The following is a 13,597-nucleotide window of genomic DNA, read 5'->3' on the forward strand; positions in this document are numbered from 1 at the left end:
CACTCTCAGAGGAGGAGGCTGAACGCTTGGGCCAGCGTGCCTGGCAGTTTCTTGTGCGTAAACGCATAACGCTTCATCCAGCGCTTGAAGAAACACCTTTCGACCGCCCGGCGCAGCGGGCGTCCAAGCCCGGCCAACGCCTATCGATGACTACGCCGCGAGCCACCCAGGTGAGTGCTTTGCCGTTTGCTGTGAGACATTTTTCTCAGCCCCCGAGCGGCTCGCCGATGCGTACCCTGACCTGTATGGGTTACTCTGTCGCTACTTTAATCAGCAACCGCTCACCAGGATGCACCATGCTTAAACTGCTTGGCAGCGGCCTTGCCGCGACTGTTTTACTTATTGGCTGTACCGGTATCCCTTCTGGCACTGAGCCAGTGACAAACTTTGAACTCGACCGCTACCTCGGCCAGTGGTATGAAATCGCCCGCTTAGACCACTCCTTTGAGCGCGGCTTAGATTGTGTAACCGCCACCTACAGCCTGCGCAGTGACGACGGCGTTCGGGTTATCAACCGCGGCTATAACACACAAGAGCAAACGTGGGATGAAGCCGAAGGGCGCGCGTACTTTATTGAAGGTGAGAGTGTTGGTCGGCTGAAAGTGAGCTTTTTTGGCCCTTTCTTTGGCGGCTATAACATCTTGGCGCTCGATGACGACTATCAGTGGGCGCTGGTGGCAGGCCCTAACCGCGACTATCTATGGATTCTTTCGCGTACACCGAAGATGGCCGCCGATACTGAAGCGCAACTTCGCGAGCGCGCCGCTGAGCTTAACTTTCCCACCGATGAACTCATCAATGTAGCGCACGGCGAAGCCTGTCCGTCAGCCTAACGTTACCTTTTTATCCTATTTATTTTATTTATCCCAGGAGAGCGACATGGCACAGCGTATTGCTGTCATTGCGGGCGACGGTATCGGTACCGAAGTGATGCCCGAAGGCGTGCGCGCCCTTGAAGCCGCCGCCAAGCGTTTCAACCTTGATCTCGACTTTCATACTTTTGACTTTGGCAGTTGCGATTACTACCTCAAACACGGCCAGATGCTACCGGACGACTGGTTTGAGCAGCTGAAAGATTTTGACGCGCTTTTCTACGGCGCGGTGGGCTGGCCCGACACGGTACCGGATCACATCTCACTGTGGGGGTCGCTGTTGCAGTTCCGCCGCCAGTTCGATCAATACATCAACCTGCGCCCGTGCAAGTTGATGCCGGGCATTAAAAGCCCGCTGGCAGGCCGCGAGCCAGGCGATATCGATTTTTACGTGGTGCGCGAAAATACCGAAGGCGAGTACTCAAGCGTCGGCGGCAAAATGTTTGAAGGCACCGAGCGCGAAGTGGTCATGCAAGAGACGGTGATGACCCGTACCGGGGTGGACCGCGTGCTGAAGTACGCTTTTGACCTGGCGCAGACGCGGCCGCGCAAAAAACTCACCTCGGCGACCAAATCCAACGGCATCTCCATCACCATGCCCTACTGGGATGAGCGCGTTGCCAACATGGCCAAGCAATACCCAGACGTTGCGGTGGATAAATTCCACATCGACATTTTAACCGCCAACTTCGTGCTGCACCCAGACTGGTTCGATGTGGTGGTAGGCAGCAACCTGTTCGGCGATATTCTCTCCGACTTAGGGCCTGCGTGTACCGGCACCATCGGCATCGCGCCTTCGGCCAATATCAACCCGGAAGGCAACTTCCCGAGCCTGTTTGAGCCGGTACACGGCAGCGCGCCGGATATCGCCGGCAAAGGCATTGCCAACCCCATCGGGCAAATCTGGTCGGGCGCGATGATGCTGGAGCACTTAGGCTTTCAAGGCAGTGGCTATCAAGACGCCGCAAAGGCGGTGGTCGACGCCATCGAAGCCGTGCTTGGCGAAGGAAACCCGGAGGTGTTAACGCGTGATATGGGTGGCCAGGGCAATACAAAAACGCTGGGCAATGCGATTGCCGAACGTATTGCCGGATAATCGCTATAAAAAAGCCTCGCCGTTTTTGTGGCCAGCTCCTGCGTCATGGCATCAATATGGCCATACATGGAGTAGTCAAGCACCAATATCTTTGTCATCGTGACCTCCTTTACAATGGTGATCGCTCAATAAAACGTATGCACGACACAATAGCCGAGCCATTAGCAGATAAAAGCGAATGATTTCGACAAAGAACATCGAATTACTTCACAGGAGTTGGCCATGCTGAACGAATGGCTTGATTGGACGCTTGAAGGCGCACCGACGTCGCATCGTCAAGGCTCGCTCTCTTCGGGTCACTACACACTGCTCGCCCCTGGCGTGCTAGAGCTTACGCCGTTTACCTATACCAAGAACGCTCAGGCCTGCGTTTTTTCCGCCGCGATTCACGGCAATGAAACCGCGCCGGTTGAGCTTGTAGGTGAACTTCTCGCGCGCATCGAGGCCAACGTACTAACGTTGGGTGCGCCGGTGTTGGTGATACTCGGCAACCTGCCTGCGCTGCGTGCAGGCCAGCGCTTTATGACCACCAACCTTAACCGCTTGTTCGAGCGCAGCATGTCCGCCACTGGGCATGAGCCAGCTCGCGCCCGCGAGCTCATGGCACAAGTGGATGCATTTTACGCTCGCCACGACACACTATCCCCACTGCACTACGACTTACACACCGCCATTCGCGATAGCTGCTACCCCCGCTTTGTGGTCGAGCCGTATGCCGACACCGACACCAAGCCACATCAATGGCGCTGGCTGGCGGCGGCCGATATGCAAGCGGTATTGCACCAACGCGGGCCTAGCGACACCTTTTCTCACTACAGCAAGCACTACCACGGCGCGCAGGCGTTCACGTTTGAACTCGGGCGCGTGGCCCCTTTTGGGCAAAACGACCTTGCATCCCTCGCACCGATGCTTGAACTCCTTAGCGCCTTGGCGAGTGGTCAAGCCCCAGCGCAAGCTCCCCCCGAGCAGATGGCGTTTTTCCGCGTCGCGCATGAAATTAGACGCCAATCCGAGGATTTTCAGTTTTACTTTGCCGATGAAACGCCCAATTTCACCGCCTTTTCACCCGGCACGCTTCTTGCGCACGACGGAAAACAAGGAGACATCCGTGTTCTTGAGGCGCCACTACACGTCGTTTTCCCCAATGCCAACGTAGACATTGGCGCCCGTGCTGGCTTATTAGTCACATCAAGCGCCGCCCCACATAATGATAATCAATGATAGAATCGCTCCCTTTTTCGCGCTGAGCGCTATTTCACGAGAATAATCGCGCCAGCTGCGCGACATCCCGTTCTTGGCGCTCACGTTTTGGAGCCTCTGTTTTTAGAGCCAATGTTTTGGAGCCCTGCTATGGCCGCAACGCCTATTCCCCTTGAAGTGCGCAATATAAAAAAGCGCTTTGGCGATACGGAAGTCCTCAAAGGCCTGTCTCTCCACGCCCATAAGGGCGACGTCATCACGATGATTGGCGCCTCCGGCTCGGGTAAAAGCACCTTTTTACGCTGCATGAACCTGTTAGAGCAGCCCAACGAAGGCGATTTGATCGTTCACGGTGAAGAAGTTCGCTTTAAAACTACCAAGCGTGGGCGCGAGCCGGCCGATTGGAAACAGGTCGTGCGGATGCGCGCTCGTCTGTCGATGGTGTTTCAAAGCTTCAACCTTTGGGCACACATGACGCTTCTGGAAAATATCATCGAGGCACCTATCTACGTACTGGGTAAGCCCAAGAAAGAGGCCATTGAACACGCCAATGCGTTGCTTGAGCGGGTGGGGCTTTCTCATCGCGCCGATGCCTACCCGGCGCAAATGTCCGGCGGGCAGCAGCAACGTGGCGCCATCGCCCGAGCGCTGGCCATGGACCCGGCAGTCATGCTTTTCGACGAGCCGACGTCCGCGCTCGACCCAGAACTGGTCGGTGATGTGCTCAAGGTCATGCACGACCTGGCCGACGAGGGCCGCACGATGATTGTGGTCACCCATGAAATGGGGTTTGCCCGCGATGTGTCCAGCCAGGTGATTTACTTGCATCAAGGCCTGGTTGAAGAGTCTGGGGCACCCGCCGATGTGCTGGGCAACCCCCAATCGCCGCGCTTAAAGCAATTTCTTGCGCCTAAATACTGATATGTTTTGCGAGGCTCACCATGCTTGACCTACACGGTTACGGCCCGCGTTTGCTTGAGGGGGCCGGGGTTACGATTTCGCTAGCCCTCCTCGCGTTGGCGCTGGCAATTGTGCTGGGGCTTGTGACCGCCAGTGCCAAAATGTCGCGCAGTTGGCTCGCGCACCGTACCGCTACGTTTTACACCACGGTAATTCGCGGCGTGCCGGATCTTGTGCTGATGATGCTGCTGTTCTTTGGCGGCCAGATAGGTGTCAATGTCATTACTGACTTTCTCTATTACCAGTTTGATGTTGATATTTTTATCAATATCAACGCCTTTGTTGCCGGGGTTGTCACCATCGGGCTGATTTTTGGTGCCTACATGGGCGAAACCTTTCGCGGCGCGTTCATGGCGGTGGATCAAGGCCAGATTGAAGCAGGCAAAGCCTACGGCATGAGTGACGCGCTGGTGTTCCGGCGTATTCGCTTCCCCCAGATGATGCGCCATGCGCTTCCCGGGCTTTCCAATAATTGGATGGTGCTATTAAAAACCACGGCGCTTGTCTCGGTCATCGGCCTATCAGACATGGTGCGCGTGGCCGCTGAAGCGTCGAAAGCCACCCGCGAGCCGTTTGTGTTTATGATGACCGTCGCGGTGATTTACCTTTTGATTGCCAGCGTGTCCGAATGGATGTTTGCTCGCCTGCAAAAGCGCTATAACATCGGCTATGGGGAGGCGGACTAATGGAAGCGCTCATTAATCAAGTGGAATCGCTGCTCGCTGAGAACAGCATTTTTACCCTACAAACGCTCTCCTATTACGGCGAGGGATTGTCCACGACCGTTCAGCTGGTCTTTCTCTCGCTGCTGATTGGGCTAATTGCTGCCGTACCGCTGGCCATTGGCCGAGGGTCCAAGCGGCACTTTATCAAGTGGCCCATCTTTGCCTACACCTATGTGTTTCGCGGCACGCCGCTTTTGATCCAGCTCTATTTGATCTACTACGGCGTGGTATTTGTCGATGGAATTCAAGAGACGTGGTTGTGGGTGATTTTGAAAGAGCCTTTCGTGCCCGCCTTGGTCGCGTTCACCCTCAACACAGCTGCCTACACCACCGAAATTTTTCACGGCGCCATCAAATCGACCCCCAAAGGAGAAATAGAAGCCGCGCGCGCCTACGGCATGTCACCGGCACTCACCCTACGCCGTATCGTGTTGCCCAGCGCCTTTCGCCGCGCCCTGCCCGCCTACGGTAACGAGGTGATTTTTATGCTCCATGCCAGCGCCATCGCAAGCGTAGTTACGATCATGGACCTCACCGGTGCCGCCCGCTTTGTTTATGCCCGTTTCTATGCCCCGTTTGATGCGTTTTTGTTTGTGGCAGCGATTTATCTCTGCCTCACCTTTGCGATTCTCTACTTCTTCCGCTATTTAGAAAAGAAGCTGCTCGCCCATTTGCGGCCAATGACATAACGCCCTGCGACACGCTCAGGGTGACAGGTGTCAGGAGGTGCCTTTGCCTCTCAACGCTTTGCTAGGGTAAGTTAAAGGCGATCACCATCAGGTGAACCCATCATTTTTGGAGAGTTTTCATATGCAAAGCAACACCATGAAAAGAGTGCTGTCATTGTCGCTTCTCGGCTTAGCCGTTGCCGCCACCAGCGCTCAAGCGCGCGATTACGATGAGATTCGCATCGGCGTGGACGTGCCTTACGAACCGATGGAATACCGCACCCCCGACGGTGAGTTAACCGGTTTTGATATCGACCTGGGTAACGCCCTGTGCGCCGAAATCGGCATTCAGTGCGAGTGGGTGGTACAAGGTTGGGACGGCATCATCCCCGGCCTAATGGCACGCAAGTACGATGCTGTTATGTCGTCGATGACGATTAATGATAAGCGCCGTGAGCAAGTGCTCTTCTCCGAGCCTTACTTCACGCCACCTTCTGCCTGGTTTGCACCCACTAACAGCGAGCTAGCAGAAACCACAGAGGCATCGCTTGAAGATCTCACCATCGGCGTTCAGCGCGGCACGCTGCAGGACAATTACGTCACCGACATGTACGGCAATGTCGCCGACGTTAACCGCTACGCGACCGCCGACGATATGGTGCTCGATATGGAAGCCCAGCGTCTCGATATTCTTTTCCTCGACTATCCGGTTGGCAAAGCCACGCTGCTCGACAGCGAGACGCGCGACTACAAAGTGATCGGCGAAATGATCACTGAGCCAAAAGCGTACTTTGGCGATGGTTTTGGTATCGCCTTCCGCCAGCGCGATGACGCACTCGCCAAGCAGTTCAATGACGCGCTTGAAACACTGCAAGAAGACGGCACTTACGACGACATTCACCAGCGCTACTTTGGCGAAGAGTAAGAAATCAGGTAAGAAGGTAAAAGAATACGCACGAAAGCATTATCCATGCGCGCAAAAGCCCGGCACCTGCCGGGCTTTTGCGTTAGCGACGCTTTAATTAATGATAAGGGGCGATATCCCGCTCGGCGTCGCGCTGAAAATCATCGCGCATCTCGGCCTGATAACGGCACATGCGGTCACGCCCTGCGCTTTTCGCCCGATACATAGCAATATCAGCCTGTTTGAGCGCCTCTTCATGATCACACTCAGCACTGTCAATGCAGGTGTACCCAATACTTGGCGTAACATCGACCCAGCGGCTTTCCAGTTGGTACGGCGCGGATAACGCCTGCTGTACACGCTCGGCATACGTCGCGGCGTGGGTCTTTATAGCGCTATCTGAGGCATCATCAAAACGTGCGAGCAGCACAAACTCATCGCCGCTTAGACGCGCTGCAGTGTCGTTATCGCCGAGACAACTATTTAGCCGACGGGCGACCTGCACCAGTAAGTCATCCCCTGCGGCATGCCCCAACGTGTCATTGATCAGCTTGAAGCGGTCCAGGTCCATAAACATCAGCATGCCACGGCATGGCGTTTGGGAACGCCACAGGACCTCAAGACGTTCGATAAATAGCCGCCGATTAGGCATGTCAGTTAGCGCATCGTAGTAAGCTTGGCGGTAAATAATCGCCTCGTAGCGTTTGCGCTCGGTAAAATCTTCGATGATCGCCACGCCGCCGACTTGCTCTTCCCCAGCACTATGCACCGCATTGAAAAATACCCGCAGCGGCGTGCCCTGCTCGGCTTTAGGCAATACATAGGTACCTTCGTAGTAGCCCGTACCACGCGATAGCGCATCGCGCACCCCTTTGGCTACGGCCTGATCAGCGGAAGGCACCAGCATGTTATAGCCCATCATTTGTCCGCGTTCCACACCTAAGATAATCAGCAGCTTATCGTTGCAATCAGTAATTTTACCGTCGCAGTCAAAGTGCAACATCCCAAGCGGGGAATGGTTAAAGATCGAGCGATAGCGGTTTTCACTCTCTAAGAGCATGGATTCACGCGCGGCCATGCTAACGCGCAGGGCGATGTTATCGTGGATAATGCAGCTGAAGCGGCGGCTGGCCACAAAGATCAACCCCAAAAACAACACCAGCACCACCCCAATCAACATCGCCAAGGGCGTACCGAGCCATATAAACCGCATGAATAAAGGCAGCAGAATCGGCAGCACAAACCCCAGCGCTACCCACCACACGGCGGAAAGCGTAGTGACGCCCCCTGCGGTAATGCCAGCCATCACAATAGAGAGTGCCGCCACTTGACTGCTATGTTCCGGAGTAAACAGCAGCCAGCTTCCCGCTCCCCACACACAGCCTCCAGCGATGGCCCCCGCAGTAAAACGCCACAACCAGCGCTGGCGCTGCTGTTGCCTAACTGGCAACTGATGGTAACGGTACGCAATACCCAGGCGCACAGCAGACACCACGATCACCGCCGCCAACCAGCCAAGCAATATACCAGTTGACACGACAGGCCACAGCGCCGCTACTAATAACATAGCCGCTATAACGCTTGTCAGCACCGGTTGCCACAGTTTGTCGTAAAGTAAGCGCACTTTTTCACTGCGCAGCCGTTTGAGCGTAACGTAGTGATCACGTCGAAAGTCACTGCGCAGCCCCGACGCTGCCGCGGTAGGTGGAACGGTAGATGAAGCGTTAGGCATGCAAACTCCGTTTTTATGCGCTGACGTTGGGTGCCAGTATTCGGTTGTGGCTTTTTGTTATGTACCCAATACTGTAAGCATTAAGAAATTGTTTTAGGTGAAACCGATAAGTTAAAGCGCCTCAGACTGTTCGGGCCGCTCGTTGGCGGCCTGAATAAACAACCCACTATTTTTAGTACAAAAGAGAAAAAAGTGCCAGCGGCATGCTCGTTAGGGCACAAAATGAAAGGCGGGCGCCGGAGCATCCGGCAGCAGTGCCACGCACGCCTGAACCTTTTTCAAAAGCTCGGCATGGTTTGTTGCCACCAGGTTAATATGCGCAAGCTTGCGACCGGCGCGCTCATTTTTGTCGTAACGGTGCAAGTGTACATTTCCTAGGCGCAACACCTCAGCACTTTGCGGTTCACGGCCAATCACATTCACCATGCAGGTCGGCGCAATCGCTTGTGTCTCACCCAGCGGCAAGCCTTGAACCGCGCGCAGGTGGTTTTCAAACTGGCTGGTCACCGCACCATTCATGGTCCAGTGGCCGGAGTTGTGGACACGCGGTGCCATCTCATTGGCCAGTAAGCCACCATCACGGGCCTGAAACAGCTCAAGCGCCAGCACACCGACGTAGTCCAGCTCATCCAGCAAGGCGCGAATATAGTTATCGGCGGTGTGTTGTACAGTGGCATCGAGATCCGGCAGCGGTGCGATGGAGTAACGCAAAATCCCATCAACGTGCTGGTTCTCCGCCATGGGGTAAAACTTGACCTCGCCGTCACGGCCTCGCACAGCAATCATCGAGACTTCACGGACAAAGTCCACGAACGCTTCAACGATCAGCTGTGTGTGGCCGATGCTTGCCCACGCCTCGCGCGCCTGTTCCGGCGCTTTCAGCACCGCTTGGCCTTTGCCGTCGTAGCCTTCGGTGACCGATTTCGCCACCGCCGGGCAACCCAGCTCGTGGGCGGCGGCTTCAAGCTGCTCGGCACTCTCGACGATACGGTAGGCGGGAGTGGGAATATTCAGCCGATCAAACAGCGCTTTCTCTTCTACACGGTTTTGACACACCTCAATCGCACGACTGTTGGGGTAGACTGGCTTGTGCTTTTCGATTTCGCGCACAAGCGATACCGGCAGATGCTCAAACTCATAGGTCACCACGTCGACGTTGGCGAGAAACTCCGCCAAATGCTGGTTATCAGGGTCTATGATCACCTCACCGATCCCGGCGCTTGGCTTGCCGGTGGTGTCCAAAAAGGTGAAGCGATTGCCCAGCGGATAGCCCGCTAATGCCAGCATACGCCCGAGTTGGCCTGCACCTAAGACGCCAATATTCATGTTCACCTCCTTTACTCTGCGTCAGGGCGCGGGTCAGGGTTATCGAGCACGGTGCGGGTTTGCTCAGCCCGGAAAGCGTCGACGGCCTCGCGCACGGCAGGCTCTTGCAGGCCGACGATTTGTGCCGCCAGCAGGCCTGCGTTGGTCGCACCCGCTTTGCCAATCGCCAACGTCCCCACGGCGATACCGCCAGGCATTTGCGCGATAGAAAGCAGTGAGTCGAGCCCTTTCAACGCCTTCGACTCCACCGGCACGCCCAACACAGGCAGCGGCGTTTGCGAGGCGACCATGCCAGGCAGGTGCGCGGCACCGCCGGCACCGGCCACAATGACCTGCAGCCCCCGCTCAGCCGCGCCTTTTGCGTAGTCAAACAGCAGATCAGGCGTGCGGTGGGCCGACACCACGCGCGTTTCATACGCCACGCCTAAACGCTCCAGCATGGCAACGGCATGTTCCATGACGGGCCAATCCGACTTAGACCCCATAATCACCCCCACTTTGGGCGCGCTGTTTGACGACATGCTTTTCTCCTCGGCGATTTCAACGCCACGTTAAAAATAAGGCCGATAGTCTACCAGAGCACACCCCCATGCGGGCGCTTTGAGGTACCACCAAATTTACCGCGCACAGGTATTGAAAAGCCCGTCACTTAGCGGCATTGTATCGGTGTCATTTCAGACCTGATGGAGCCTCATGAGTACGGCACGCTCATATGCAAATGCGGAATTGACCGACCCTCCGCGAAGCTGCCCTGACGAACTTGACGTCAGGGAGTTAGAAAAACGTACGCGCCTGATGCGTATTATTATCCGCCTTATCGCCGTCTCCGAACTCGGCAGCCGTGAAATTGCCCAGCGGGCGGGGCTACCGGTACAGAAGGTAAGCGATCTTCTCGCCGGAAGGCTTGAGCACCTTAACGTAGACGAGCTCTACGATTTGCGTCGCACCTTAGAGACGGAGGCGCCACTGCATTAACGCGCCCTGAAAAGAGCCCTTTATCGAACATAAATAAACTGTTAAAACAAACGGCCCCAAAACGCAGTTCACCTCACGCGTTTTGGGGCCGTTTTTTTATGCCGGGCTTTGTTTAAGATGAGTATTTAGCGAAGCATGTTTAGGGTGCGATAAAAACACCACCCAATGCCACCACGATCACCACCGCCCACGCGGGCAACTTCCACACGGTTAATAGCAAGAAACCGGTCAGTGCCAGGGCAAACTCGTAGGGGCCGAGAATCGCACTGGTCCATACCGGCTGATAGAGCGCCGCACCCAAGATACCCACCACCGCCGCGTTAGCACCGCGCATCAGCGCCTGCGCACTCCCCCACTGACGAAAGCGGCTCCAGAACGGCAACACGCCCACCAGCAGCAAAAAACCGGGAAGAAAAATCGCCAGCAGCGCCAGCAAGGCGATCAGCACACTACCGCCTGCGGGAATCAGCGCGCCAAGATAGGCCGAAAAAGTAAACAATGGCCCGGGTATCGCCTGGGCGGCACCGTAACCGGTCAAAAACTCTTCCGCCGACACCCAGCCGGACTGCACCACCTCCGCTTCCAATAACGGTAGCACCACGTGCCCGCCGCCAAACACCAGCGCGCCAGCGCGGTAGAACGCATCGGCCACCGCTAACGCCTGTACGTCAGACACCGCCGCTATCAGCGGCAGTAGAATAAGCAATCCGCCGAATAGGCCTAAGGCGACCAGCCCTGTGAGATGGGAAACCGGGAATGAAAGCGACTCGCTTACCGGGGCAGCGGCACTATCACGACATAGCACCAACCCGACTAAGCCGCCTAGCGTGATGGCCGCCACCTGCCCTAGCGGCCCGCTCACCGCCACCACGGCAAACACCGCCACCAGCGCGATGCCCACGCGGGCTTTATCCGGGCACAGATTTCGCGCCATGCCCCACACCGCGTGGGCAACAATCGCCACGGCGACAACCTTCAAACCGTGAATAATGCCGCTGGCGATGGGGCCGTCCAGCACCGCCGCCCCAAAGGCAAACAACACCAGCACAATGGCCGACGGCAGCGTGAATGCCAGCCACGCCATGGCAGCGCCCCAGGGGCCCGCCCGCATCAGCCCAAGGGCAAACCCCACCTGGCTGCTGGCGGGTCCGGGTAAAAACTGGCATAGCGCGACTAGATCAGCGTAGGCGCTTTCGCTCAACCACTTTCTGCGCGCAACGAACTCGGTGCGGAAGTAACCCAAGTGCGCCACCGGCCCGCCGAAGGACGTTACCCCCAGCAGCAAAAACGCCTTGAAGACCTCGCTAATTCGCGACGTTTTGGAGTGCGGTTGCGTCGTCATTGAAACGTGCCCTCACCACAATAAAAACGCCAGGTTATCCCTGGCGTTTGACATGCCAATGACAGCTTACTCTTTACTGTTTACTGTCCTTTACTCTTCGATATCGGTCACTGCGCCGGTGCTAGCGGAGCTCACTAACTTGGCATACTTCGCTAATACACCACGGCGATAACGTGGCTCGGGTTGCTGCCAAGCCGCGCGGCGGCGCGTCAGCTCTTCATCGGCAACATCCACTTCGATGGTATCGGCCACCGCATCGATGGTAATCGCGTCGCCGTCTTCGACCAGCGCCAGCGGGCCGCCTTCAAAAGCTTCCGGCGAGACATGACCGACCACAAAGCCGTGGCTACCGCCAGAGAAGCGGCCATCGGTAATTAACGCCACGTCGCTGCCAAGCCCACGGCCCATAATCGCCGAGGTAGGCGTGAGCATTTCGCGCATGCCGGGGCCGCCTTTGGGGCCTTCGTAGCGAATCACCACCACGTCACCCGCGACCACCGTGCCGTCGTTAATCCGCGCCTGAGCTTCTTCCTCAGAGCCAAACACCCGTGCCGAACCGCTAAAACGCGTGCCTTCCTTGCCGGTAATCTTAGCCACCGCGCCCTCCGGCGCTAAGTTACCGAACAAAATACGCAGGTGGCTTTCGGCCTTAATCGGGTTGCCTAGCGGCGCGATGATTTGCTGATCCAGCGGGTACGGCTCGACGTCGGCCAGATTTTCAGCCAACGTTTTGCCGGTAACCGTCAGACAATCACCATTCAGCAGGCCCGCCTCCAGCAGGATTTTCATCAGTGGCTGAATGCCGCCAATCGCCACCAGCTCGCTCATCATGTAGTGGCCGCTAGGACGCAGGTCAGCGAGTACCGGCACGCGTTTACCAATCTCGGTGAAGTCGGTAAGCGAAAGCTCCACATCAAGGGTGCGCGCCATACCGATTAAGTGGAGCACGGCGTTGGTCGAGCCGCCAAGTGCAATCACGACGGTAATCGCGTTTTCAAATGCCTCGCGAGTCATGATATCAGAGGGCTTGATATCGTTTTCCAGCAGCGCCAGCACGGCTTCACCCGCCGCTTGGCAGTCTTCACGTTTATCGCGGGAAATGGCGTTCTGCGCCGAGCTGCCCGGCAGGCTCATGCCCAGCGCCTCAATGGCCGAGGCCATGGTATTGGCGGTGTACATGCCGCCGCAGGAACCAGGGCCAGGAATCGCCGTCTCTTCGATATTTTTGAGTTCGATCAGGTCGATATCACCGCGCGAGTGGGCGCCCATGGCCTCAAACACCGAGACGATATCGGTGTGGCCCTCGCCGGGCATGATGGTGCCGCCATAGACAAACACACTGGGGCGATTGAGCCGCGCCAGGCCCATCACGCAGCCAGGCATGTTCTTGTCGCAACCGCCAATGGCCACCAGGCCGTCAAAGCCTTCGCAGCCCGCCACGGTCTCGATGGAATCGGCGATTACCTCGCGGGATACCAGCGAGTACTTCATGCCCTCGGTGCCGTTGGCAATACCATCGGAAATAGTGATGGTGTTAAAAATCACGCCCTTGCCGCCTGCCGCGTCAGCGCCATCGCGAGCAAACTCGGCCAGCTCGCCAATGTGGCTATTGCACGGCGTCACCATGCTCCAGGTCGAGGCAACACCCACCTGAGGCTTTTTGAAATCGTCGTCGTTAAAACCCACGGCACGCAGCATGGCACGGCTGGCGGCTTTACCGGGGCCATCAACCACGGTGGCAGAATGGCGGCGGGAATGGTTAGTCGGCTCGGTCATGGAAAAATATCTCTCAGCTTT

The 13,597-nt window shown here is 56.7% G+C and carries 13 protein-coding genes; 8 read left to right on the forward strand and 5 right to left on the reverse strand.

Annotation, left to right across the window (positions count from 1 at the left end; genetic code table 11):
• The first annotated feature begins 296 nt into the window (after positions 1-296).
• The 7 genes from M8006_RS07825 to M8006_RS07855 all read left to right on the forward strand — a co-directional run bounded on the left by M8006_RS07825 (position 297) and on the right by M8006_RS07855 (position 6,446).
• Entirely contained in the window at positions 297-833 is a 537-nt protein-coding gene (locus tag M8006_RS07825) for a lipocalin family protein (RefSeq protein ID WP_250080968.1), read from the forward strand.
• A gap of 46 nt (positions 834-879) precedes the next feature.
• Entirely contained in the window at positions 880-1,968 is a 1,089-nt protein-coding gene (locus tag M8006_RS07830; RefSeq protein WP_250080911.1) for a tartrate dehydrogenase, read from the forward strand.
• A gap of 222 nt (positions 1,969-2,190) precedes the next feature.
• Positions 2,191-3,189 (forward strand): succinylglutamate desuccinylase, encoded by a 999-nt coding sequence (locus tag M8006_RS07835; protein WP_250080913.1) that lies wholly within the window; start codon positions 2,191-2,193, stop codon positions 3,187-3,189.
• Between the two features lie 129 nt (positions 3,190-3,318).
• Complete coding sequence (locus tag M8006_RS07840; protein WP_250080914.1) at positions 3,319-4,089, forward strand: ABC transporter ATP-binding protein; 771 nt, start codon at positions 3,319-3,321, stop codon at positions 4,087-4,089.
• A 20-nt stretch (positions 4,090-4,109) separates the two neighbouring features.
• Positions 4,110-4,814: an ABC transporter permease gene (locus M8006_RS07845; RefSeq protein WP_250080917.1), complete on the forward strand. Its 705-nt coding sequence runs from the start codon at positions 4,110-4,112 to the stop codon at positions 4,812-4,814.
• A complete protein-coding gene (locus tag M8006_RS07850) occupies positions 4,814-5,542 on the forward strand; it encodes an ABC transporter permease (protein ID WP_250080919.1) in 729 nt (242 codons plus the stop codon). Before M8006_RS07845 ends, M8006_RS07850 begins: the two co-directional genes overlap by 1 nt.
• A 136-nt stretch (positions 5,543-5,678) precedes the next feature.
• Positions 5,679-6,446, forward strand: a complete 768-nt coding sequence (locus M8006_RS07855) for a transporter substrate-binding domain-containing protein (RefSeq protein ID WP_250080971.1) — start codon at positions 5,679-5,681, stop codon at positions 6,444-6,446.
• Between the two features lie 97 nt (positions 6,447-6,543).
• Here the strand turns inward: M8006_RS07855 and M8006_RS07860 are convergent, their stop codons facing one another.
• The 3 genes from M8006_RS07860 to purE form a co-directional block, all read right to left on the reverse strand.
• Complete coding sequence (locus M8006_RS07860) at positions 6,544-8,157, reverse strand: diguanylate cyclase domain-containing protein (RefSeq protein ID WP_250080921.1); 1,614 nt, start codon at positions 8,155-8,157, stop codon at positions 6,544-6,546.
• A 210-nt stretch (positions 8,158-8,367) separates the two neighbouring features.
• Positions 8,368-9,483, reverse strand: a complete 1,116-nt coding sequence (locus tag M8006_RS07865) for a 5-(carboxyamino)imidazole ribonucleotide synthase (protein ID WP_250080924.1) — start codon at positions 9,481-9,483, stop codon at positions 8,368-8,370.
• An 11-nt stretch (positions 9,484-9,494) separates the two neighbouring features.
• On the reverse strand, positions 9,495-10,004 hold the full coding sequence (purE, locus tag M8006_RS07870; protein ID WP_250080926.1) for a 5-(carboxyamino)imidazole ribonucleotide mutase: 510 nt from the start codon (positions 10,002-10,004) through the stop codon (positions 9,495-9,497).
• Between the two features lie 172 nt (positions 10,005-10,176).
• Between purE and M8006_RS07875 the strand changes: the two genes are divergently transcribed.
• A complete protein-coding gene (locus M8006_RS07875; RefSeq protein WP_250080928.1) occupies positions 10,177-10,458 on the forward strand; it encodes an XRE family transcriptional regulator in 282 nt (93 codons plus the stop codon).
• A 139-nt stretch (positions 10,459-10,597) separates the two neighbouring features.
• On the opposite strand, the gene chrA is transcribed toward M8006_RS07875, so the two are convergent.
• A complete protein-coding gene (gene chrA / locus M8006_RS07880; RefSeq protein ID WP_250080929.1) occupies positions 10,598-11,800 on the reverse strand; it encodes a chromate efflux transporter in 1,203 nt (400 codons plus the stop codon).
• A 90-nt stretch (positions 11,801-11,890) separates the two neighbouring features.
• A complete protein-coding gene (ilvD, locus tag M8006_RS07885) occupies positions 11,891-13,576 on the reverse strand; it encodes a dihydroxy-acid dehydratase (RefSeq protein WP_250080932.1) in 1,686 nt (561 codons plus the stop codon).
• Positions 13,577-13,597 lie beyond the last annotated feature (21 nt).

The organism is Halomonas llamarensis, assembly GCF_023555005.1.
In the GTDB taxonomy this organism is placed as follows: Bacteria; Pseudomonadota; Gammaproteobacteria; order Pseudomonadales; family Halomonadaceae; genus Vreelandella; species Vreelandella llamarensis.

Bases quoted from the DNA above. Each gene is read 5' to 3' on its own strand.
- M8006_RS07855 (WP_250080971.1), top strand. From the start codon at position 5,679: ATGAAAAGAGTGCTGTCATTGTCGCTTCTCGGCTTAGCCGTTGCCGCC.
- ilvD (WP_250080932.1), bottom strand. From the start codon at position 13,576: ATGACCGAGCCGACTAACCATTCCCGCCGCCATTCTGCCACCGTGGTT.
- M8006_RS07835 (WP_250080913.1), top strand. From the start codon at position 2,191: ATGCTGAACGAATGGCTTGATTGGACGCTTGAAGGCGCACCGACGTCG.
- M8006_RS07850 (WP_250080919.1), top strand. From the start codon at position 4,814: ATGGAAGCGCTCATTAATCAAGTGGAATCGCTGCTCGCTGAGAACAGC.
- M8006_RS07825 (WP_250080968.1), top strand. From the start codon at position 297: ATGCTTAAACTGCTTGGCAGCGGCCTTGCCGCGACTGTTTTACTTATT.
- M8006_RS07830 (WP_250080911.1), top strand. From the start codon at position 880: ATGGCACAGCGTATTGCTGTCATTGCGGGCGACGGTATCGGTACCGAA.
- M8006_RS07860 (WP_250080921.1), bottom strand. From the start codon at position 8,157: ATGCCTAACGCTTCATCTACCGTTCCACCTACCGCGGCAGCGTCGGGG.
- M8006_RS07875 (WP_250080928.1), top strand. From the start codon at position 10,177: ATGAGTACGGCACGCTCATATGCAAATGCGGAATTGACCGACCCTCCG.
- purE (WP_250080926.1), bottom strand. From the start codon at position 10,004: ATGTCGTCAAACAGCGCGCCCAAAGTGGGGGTGATTATGGGGTCTAAG.
- M8006_RS07865 (WP_250080924.1), bottom strand. From the start codon at position 9,483: ATGAATATTGGCGTCTTAGGTGCAGGCCAACTCGGGCGTATGCTGGCA.
- M8006_RS07840 (WP_250080914.1), top strand. From the start codon at position 3,319: ATGGCCGCAACGCCTATTCCCCTTGAAGTGCGCAATATAAAAAAGCGC.
- M8006_RS07845 (WP_250080917.1), top strand. From the start codon at position 4,110: ATGCTTGACCTACACGGTTACGGCCCGCGTTTGCTTGAGGGGGCCGGG.
- chrA (WP_250080929.1), bottom strand. From the start codon at position 11,800: ATGACGACGCAACCGCACTCCAAAACGTCGCGAATTAGCGAGGTCTTC.